Source organism: Andreprevotia lacus DSM 23236 (genome assembly GCF_900176275.1).
Classification (GTDB): Bacteria; Pseudomonadota; Gammaproteobacteria; order Burkholderiales; family Chitinibacteraceae; genus Andreprevotia; species Andreprevotia lacus.
In genome coordinates, this window is the sequence record NZ_FWXD01000030.1 from 34825 (window position 1) to 41594 (window position 6770).

Genomic DNA, 6770 nt, shown 5'->3' on the forward strand with positions numbered 1-6770 from the left:
AGGCCCCCCGCGCAGGCTGGGGCGTGGAATCAATCGGGGAGCGCCGCTGCCACCCTCAAAAACCGGTAGGCACCCGGCTTGGTCGTGGACCTGAGGGCGGTTTATTCACGGATGACGGACGAACGTGCATAACCGGCTCTGAGGCCGCGATCAGCCCGCAGCGCGGTATGCAAAAGTACAAAAGCGTGCATCGAGTTGCCGCAGGGCCGTTTCGCTGAGCTGCAGCCTTGCGGCCGGGCTTGAACTGCTGCGTACCAGCTGCACCGCGTAGTGCTTGACGCCGCGCCAGGCCAGCTCGTCAGCCATGGCCAGCAGGCGGGCTTCGCTCAGCCAGTCCGGGTGCCAGGTGGTGCGGCATTCGAAGTCGACGCCGGCATCCAGCAATATCTGCAGTGATACACCAGCCAGCCATTCACTGCGGGGCCGGCCGGTGAGGGCATCATAGCCCTCCCGGTCGCTCTTGATGTCGAGGCCCACCCAGTCGAGCATGGCGAGCAGTTCGCCAAGCCGTTGCGGGTAAATACCGGCCGTATGCAGGCCGACGCCAAAGCCCATTTCGCGCAGCTCGCGTGCCAGTTGTGGCAGTTTGGGCTCGCTCAACGGCTCGCCGCCGGAAAACACCACACCATCCAGCAAGCCTTGCCGGCTGCGCAGCCAGGCCTTGATGGCAGGCCAGTCATAGGACGCATATCGTTCCTGTAGATGCGGGTTGTGGCAGTAGCTGCAGCGCCACGGGCAACCGGCGATGAACACCACCGCAGCGAGCTGGCCCGGCCAGTCGACGCTGGAAAACGGCACCAGTCCGGCCAGTGCCGGGGCATCTGGCCCCGCTGTGCCCGCTGGTGGCACTTGATAGCACTGGGGGCGGCCATTCTCGCCTGTTGGATGCATGTGGTTCACGGCGGATTATCCATGGCTGGCGGTTGCGAGCGGCTTGGCTGGTGTCCAGCGCAACGGTTGCTGCAGAAAGAAACGCCGCTCGTTGAACTCGCCCTGTTTGCCCGGGTTGAATGAGGCCACCGGGCGGTGATAGCCCATCACGCGCGTCCACACCTCGCAGCGCGTGCGTTGCGTGTCGGCAAGCAGGCGGGTTGGTGGTTTTTCCATCGTCACTGACCTCATGGTTTGTCCTCGGGCGGGTGCTGCTTTGCTGCCAGGGTTGCGCTGGCGGGCTATCCGGACGGGCGCCGCGGTAGCAGATCGACCAGCCGCAGTGAAATGCTAGCACCGCTTGTTGGGGCTGAAATCGCTGCCACTGCGCTATCTGCACGAAGCTTGACCCGAATCAAATGCGGCGGATTTACCCGGTGACCGTGACATGCCCGCGTGCTTGATTTGCCCGGGTTGCGCATGCCGCAGGCGAGCGCAGCGGGGCTATCTCGCGGTGGCGAGGTCGCGGAATCAAGCCGGAAGGGGGCGCTGCGTCAGCTGCAAAACCCGGCTAGCTCCCGGGCCGGGCGGGCAGATGCCGGGGCATGCACCGCAGCTGTGTGTGGGGGGCGAGCGCTCAGCGCCCGTAAAACTTCAGGTACTCGATCAGTCTGGCATCGGTCCAGTAGCGGCTGTCGTGCCCGCCGGGGCCGGTAGACCATTGCACGTCGCGCTTTTGTTTGCGCAGGATGCCGGCCAGCGCCTGATTGGTGGCAAACAGCGGGTCATCACGGCCGCAGTCAAGCCAGATTTTCAGCCCGCCCAGCGCGGGGCTTTCGGCCAGCAGCAGCGGGTCACGCTCGGCGCGCGAGGTGGGCAGCGGGTAGAGCCAGCCGCCGGTATAGCCGGGGTTGACCGCTGCGCTGTGCCCACCCACACGGGCATAACGCTCGGGGTAGCGGAAGGCGGCTACCAGCGCGGCATAACCGCCCATCGAGATGCCGCCTATCATGCGGCCCTCGCGGTCGCTGCGTGCGGCCCAGTGCTGCTCGACCCAGGCTGGTACGTCCTGCACCAGATAGTCCTGATAGCGGCCGCCGCCTTGCCCGTCGGCCAGCGGCGCGTGGTCGTTGTCGTTCAGGTTGAGGCCGAAGCTGTTGTCGAGCTGCGGTGCGACGATGATCAGCGGTTTGATCTCACCGGCAGCAATCAGGTCATCGGCAATGTCGCCCAGTGCCAGATGGTTCATCAACGCATACTCGTTGTTGCCCTTGCCATGCAGGAAGTACAGCACCGGGTAGCGCTTGGCCGGGTCATAATCCGGTGGCAGGTAAACATACAGCCGCATGTCGCGCTGCAGTGCGGCGCTGTGCATGACGGCTTTTTCATAATGCGGGTCGGCCAGTGAGGCACTGGCAACGGTTGCCAGCAGCAGGGCGGCCAGCCAGCGTGCGGCGCTCATTCGCTCACCTGCCACAGACGGAAGTTGTCGAAATAGACGCTGCCGAGTTCACCGCGCGATTCCACCCATTGCTCGAACATCAGATGGAAGGCGTAGCTGCTGGCAAAGGTCAGCCGCTTGTGCTGCCAGTGGCCGTTGTCGATCAGCTTGACCGGGAATTGCTCGCCATCGGTGCCGGCGATCCAGGTATGGCGGCCGGGGTATTGCTTGCTGTAGCCGACCACCCCGCCGCAATCGAGCTGGCAGCGCCCCAGGTAATCGAATTCCAGCAGGTAGCGACCGGCGGGAAAACGCTCGCGGGTAAAGGCGTCACCGCCAAAAGTCTTGTCGAAGGGCTGGGCCACCTTGTTGCCGCTGCGCAGCGGGTCGGCCGTGATGCGGGTGACGATGGCGCGTCCATCCGGCCCGTCCTGCCCCACCCACTGCGCCAGATCGCGCTCGAAGTTTTCCTCGAAAACCAGCCGGTCGGCGTGTGCGTTTGCCGCGCATAACAGCCCCAGCCAGATCATGATGCTGCGCATGGCACCCCCTGTCTTGTCCTTGTGCTGTCACTTTAGGCCGGTCGCGCGCGCGTCGGGGTGGCAAATCGGCAGCAGGAATGTGCAGAACGGCAAAACCCGCATGAATGATCGGCGCCCAGGGTTTACCGCCATGCCGTTCCGGCCCACAGTGGTGCAAACCCTGATCCAAGGAGGGCGGCCATGGCCAAGCCCGGCGTCAATCGCTATACGGTGTACACGCTGATCGGCCCCTTCGTGGCCTTTTTCTGCGTGTTCACGCTGTGGCCCATGTTGTACAACATCTATCTGTCCTGCCACTGGTTCGACCTGCCCACCGGCGACATGGACTGGGTGGGGCTGGACAACTTCCGTGCGCTGGCGCACGACGCCACTTTTGCCCAAGCCATGCGCAACACCTTGCGCTATCTGCTGCTGGTGCCGTTATTGCAGGTGGGGGCGCTGGGGCTGGCGCTACTGGTGAACCAGCCTTTGCGTGGCGGCGCCTTTTTCCGCGCTGCCTACTATGTGCCGGTACTGATTGCGGTATCGATTGCCGGCGTGGTGTGGCAACAGATTTTCCATTATGACGGCGTGCTCAATGCCGTGCTCGACAGTGTCGAGCTGCTGCCGGACAGCCAGCCGGACTGGCTGGGCAACCCGGCCACCGCGCTGTATGCAGTCACCACCTTTGCGTTCTGGAAGCACGCCGGCTATTACATGGTGCTGTATCTGGCCGGCCTGCAGACGGTGCCGCGCGAATTGCACGAGGCTGCCACGCTGGATGGCGCCAACGCGCTGCAGCGCTTTCGCCACGTCACCCTGCCCACCTTGCAGCCCTATCTGTTGCTGTGCACGGTGCTGTCCACCATTACCGCGCTCAAGGTCTTTCAGGAGGTGCTGGTGTTGACCAAAGGCAGCCACGAAACGCTGACCGTGCTCTATTACACCTATGCCACCGCGTTCAGCGGGCAGAACCTGGGCTTGGCGGGTGCCGCGGCGCTCATCCTCACATTGGCGTGCTTGCTGCTGGCGGCGCTGCAGTTCCGCCTGTTTGGTGAACGCCTGTTGCAAGCGAGGGTGCAATGATGCGGCGCGACCTGATGCAACGCGGCTGGCTGTTGCTGCGCTACGCCGCATTGCTGCTGCTGACCGTGGTGGCGGTATTCCCCTTCCTGTGGGCGCTGCTGATTGCCGTGTCAGCACAGGGCACCGATGCTGCGGCGCTGTATGGCGGCGCCAACAGCCCGTTTACCCGCCCCGGCACTGGCGTGATGCTGGCCGGGCTGCAGGCGCAGCTGGATCGCTTCCATTTCACGCCGTTCTGGTTGTTGCGCGTGTTCGATGCCATGCCGTTCACGGATTATCTGGGCAATTCGCTGCAACTGGCGCTGGAAACCGTGGCCGGCGTGTTGTTGCTGTCCATTCCGTGCGGCTATGCGCTGGCGCAGCACGACTTTGCCGGCAAACGCTGGTTGTTCCTCGCGTTGATGGCCACCCTGATGCTGCCGATGGAGGTCAATCTTGTCCCCAACTTCATCACCAGCGCGCGGCTGGGCCTGCTCGATACGCATGCCGCAGCGGTGCTGCCCAATATTGCAGCAGCGCTGGGCGTGTTCATCATGCGGCAGGCCTTTCTGCGATTGCCGACCGAGATGCTGGATGCCGCACGGGTCGATGGCGCCAGCGAATGGCAGCTGCTGTGGCGCATCGCCATGCCGCTAACCCTGCCGGCGGTGAGCACCCTGGCGATTTTCAGTTTTGTGCTGGCGTGGAACGACTACCTGTGGCCGGCCGTGGTACTGAGCGACCGGGCCAAGCTGCCGCTGGCGGTGGGCATTTTCAACGACCTGACCGGGCCGTTCGCGACCTCGGCCAATCTGGCCATGGCCGCGGTAGTGCTGGCCATCGCGCCGGTGCTGGCCGGCTTTGCGCTGACGCAGCGTCTGTTCTTTCGACTCAACTAGTCCGGACGGCTGTCCATGCATGCGCAATTGCGACAAATCACTGCATCACACTCGGACATTCATTTCATTGCTTTATCACCGCAGCATACGTAGCGGGAAATTGGCGAGCAATTCCAACAAGCCACTGCGAGGGCGTTGCCGATTCCCGACACGATAACCCTATGGATGGATGAGGCAATATGCAAACCAGAAACCTGATCGCGCTGGGGGCGGCCGCGCTGTGCGGCGTCGCCGCTTATGCGCAGGCGGCCTACCCGGCGTGGGCCGAGGGCAATACCTACACCGCTGGCACCTATGTCAGCTACAACGGCCACGACTATGTGGCGCTGATTACCCACACCGCCTATGTGGGCGCAGGCTGGACACCGGTGGTCACGCCGACCCTGTGGAAAGACCTTGGCCCGTCGAGTGGCAGCGCCACCCCGGTGCCGACTGCAACGCCGAAGCCGACCACGGCGCCAACGTCTGCGCCGACAGCCACGCCCAAGCCCACGGCCGCGCCAACGGTCACCCCGACGCCGGCTGGCTGCACCTTTACCAACTGGACCGAGGGCGTGATTTATCAGTTGGGCGCAGTGGTGAAGTACCTGCCCAACGGCCAGTTCTACAAGGTGGTGCAAGTGGCCGGCAACGGCAGCGATGCCACCAACCCGACCATCAGCACCTGGTACTGGCAGCCCACCACGTGTGGTGGCGTCACCCCGGCACCGACGGCCACCCCCAAGCCCACCAGCACGCCAGTGCCGACCGTCACGCCGACCCCGGCCCCGGGCTGCAATTACGTGACCTGGACCAGCGGCGTGATCTATCAGCTGGGTACCATCGTCAAATACCCGGCCAATGGTCAGTACTACAAGGAAGTCGCCGTCGGCAGCAATGGCAGCGACGCCACCGACCCGACCATCAGCACCTATTACTGGCAACCGACTACCTGCGGCAATGGCCCTACGCCGGTGCCGACCGCAGTGCCTACCCCCGGGCCGACCCCGGTGCCGGGCAAGCTGGGCAAGATCGTTGGTGGCTACTGGCCGTACTGGCCGTCTTCGCCGGTCCGCATCAAGGACGTCAATCCCAACTACAACCTGATCTATCTGTTTGCAGCCGTGCCGGAAGGCGGTGCGCCGGGTACCACCGGCCGGGTGATCTGGAACGCGCCGGGCAACGGCCGTGGCGCGGCTGACAATCTGGTGTCGGACATCCAGTATGCCCGTGGTGTGCAGGGTCGCCGCATCATCCTGTCGGTAGGCGGCGCAGGCAATGGCATGAGCTTCCCGAACCGCACCAAGTCGCAGAACTTCGTCGACAGCATCGTCGGTATCTATAACCAGCTGGGCGGTTTCGACGGTCTGGACTGGAATACCTTCGAGGGCAGCCAGGCACCAGATACCGGTGAAATGATCTGGATCAGCCAGGAACTGAAGCGCCGTTATGCGGGCTTCATCATCTCGGCCCCGCCGGCACCGTGGAACTCGGTAGACAAGACCTTCTGCCAGACCATGGTGCAGTCCGGCGCACTCGATTACTGCGCACCGCAGTACTACGACGGCCCGAACCTGGCCGATCCGGCCTACGTGGTGAACAGCGTCAACGAGTGGGTGGGCCTGATTGGCGAGACGCATCTGGTGGTTGGTCTGGGCGTGAACAGTGCCACCAACTACATGAGCATCGACCAGGCTGTATCGACCTGGAAGCAGGTCAAGGCGGCGCACCCCAATCTGCTGGGCGCGTTTGACTGGCAGATCGGTACTGACGAAGAACAGGGCTGGCCGTTTGCCAACCAGCTCAAGCCGCTGATCAATCCTTGATCGGTAGTGTTTGATGAAAAAGGGCACGCCCAGGCGTGCCCTTTTTCATTGCAGTGACCCGTCCTGAAATACGTTGACACTTTTCCCCTCACACAAGGACAAGTGTCATGGAATCAAAGATCAAGCGCACACAACGGGACTACACCCTCGCCTTCAAACTGGCTGTCGT

At 63.5% G+C, this 6770-nt stretch carries 7 protein-coding genes; 3 read left to right on the forward strand and 4 right to left on the reverse strand.

Annotated elements, in window-relative coordinates; genetic code table 11:
- Positions 1–150: 150 nt before the first annotated feature.
- The 4 genes from B9A19_RS18300 to B9A19_RS18315 all read right to left on the reverse strand — a co-directional run bounded on the left by B9A19_RS18300 (position 151) and on the right by B9A19_RS18315 (position 2853).
- On the reverse strand, positions 151–891 hold the full coding sequence (locus B9A19_RS18300; RefSeq protein ID WP_084092608.1) for an anaerobic ribonucleoside-triphosphate reductase activating protein: 741 nt from the start codon (positions 889–891) through the stop codon (positions 151–153).
- A gap of 15 nt (positions 892–906) precedes the next feature.
- A complete protein-coding gene (gene nrdD, locus B9A19_RS18305; protein WP_084092609.1) occupies positions 907–1122 on the reverse strand; it encodes an anaerobic ribonucleoside-triphosphate reductase in 216 nt (71 codons plus the stop codon).
- Positions 1123–1507: 385 nt separating this feature from the next.
- Positions 1508–2332 carry an alpha/beta hydrolase gene (locus tag B9A19_RS18310; RefSeq protein ID WP_084092610.1) on the reverse strand — a complete coding sequence of 275 codons (825 nt, stop codon included), beginning with the start codon at positions 2330–2332 and terminating at the stop codon, positions 1508–1510.
- Positions 2329–2853, reverse strand: coding sequence for a hypothetical protein (locus B9A19_RS18315; protein ID WP_084092611.1), 525 nt, complete (start codon positions 2851–2853; stop codon positions 2329–2331). Before B9A19_RS18315 ends, B9A19_RS18310 begins: the two co-directional genes overlap by 4 nt.
- Positions 2854–3033: 180 nt before the next feature.
- Here B9A19_RS18315 and B9A19_RS18320 point away from each other — a divergent pair, with 180 nt between their 5' ends.
- The 3 genes from B9A19_RS18320 (at position 3034) to B9A19_RS18330 (ending at position 6601) form a co-directional block, all read left to right on the forward strand.
- A complete protein-coding gene (locus B9A19_RS18320) occupies positions 3034–3918 on the forward strand; it encodes a carbohydrate ABC transporter permease (protein WP_084092612.1) in 885 nt (294 codons plus the stop codon).
- Positions 3915–4796, forward strand: coding sequence for a carbohydrate ABC transporter permease (locus B9A19_RS18325; protein ID WP_245804381.1), 882 nt, complete (start codon positions 3915–3917; stop codon positions 4794–4796). The genes B9A19_RS18320 and B9A19_RS18325 overlap by 4 nt, the downstream gene beginning before the upstream one ends.
- 179 nt (positions 4797–4975) lie before the next feature.
- The gene (locus B9A19_RS18330; protein WP_217807112.1) at positions 4976–6601 is read left to right on the forward strand and encodes a carbohydrate-binding protein; all 1626 of its coding nucleotides are present in this window, start codon (positions 4976–4978) and stop codon (positions 6599–6601) included.
- Positions 6602–6770: the final 169 nt, after the last annotated feature.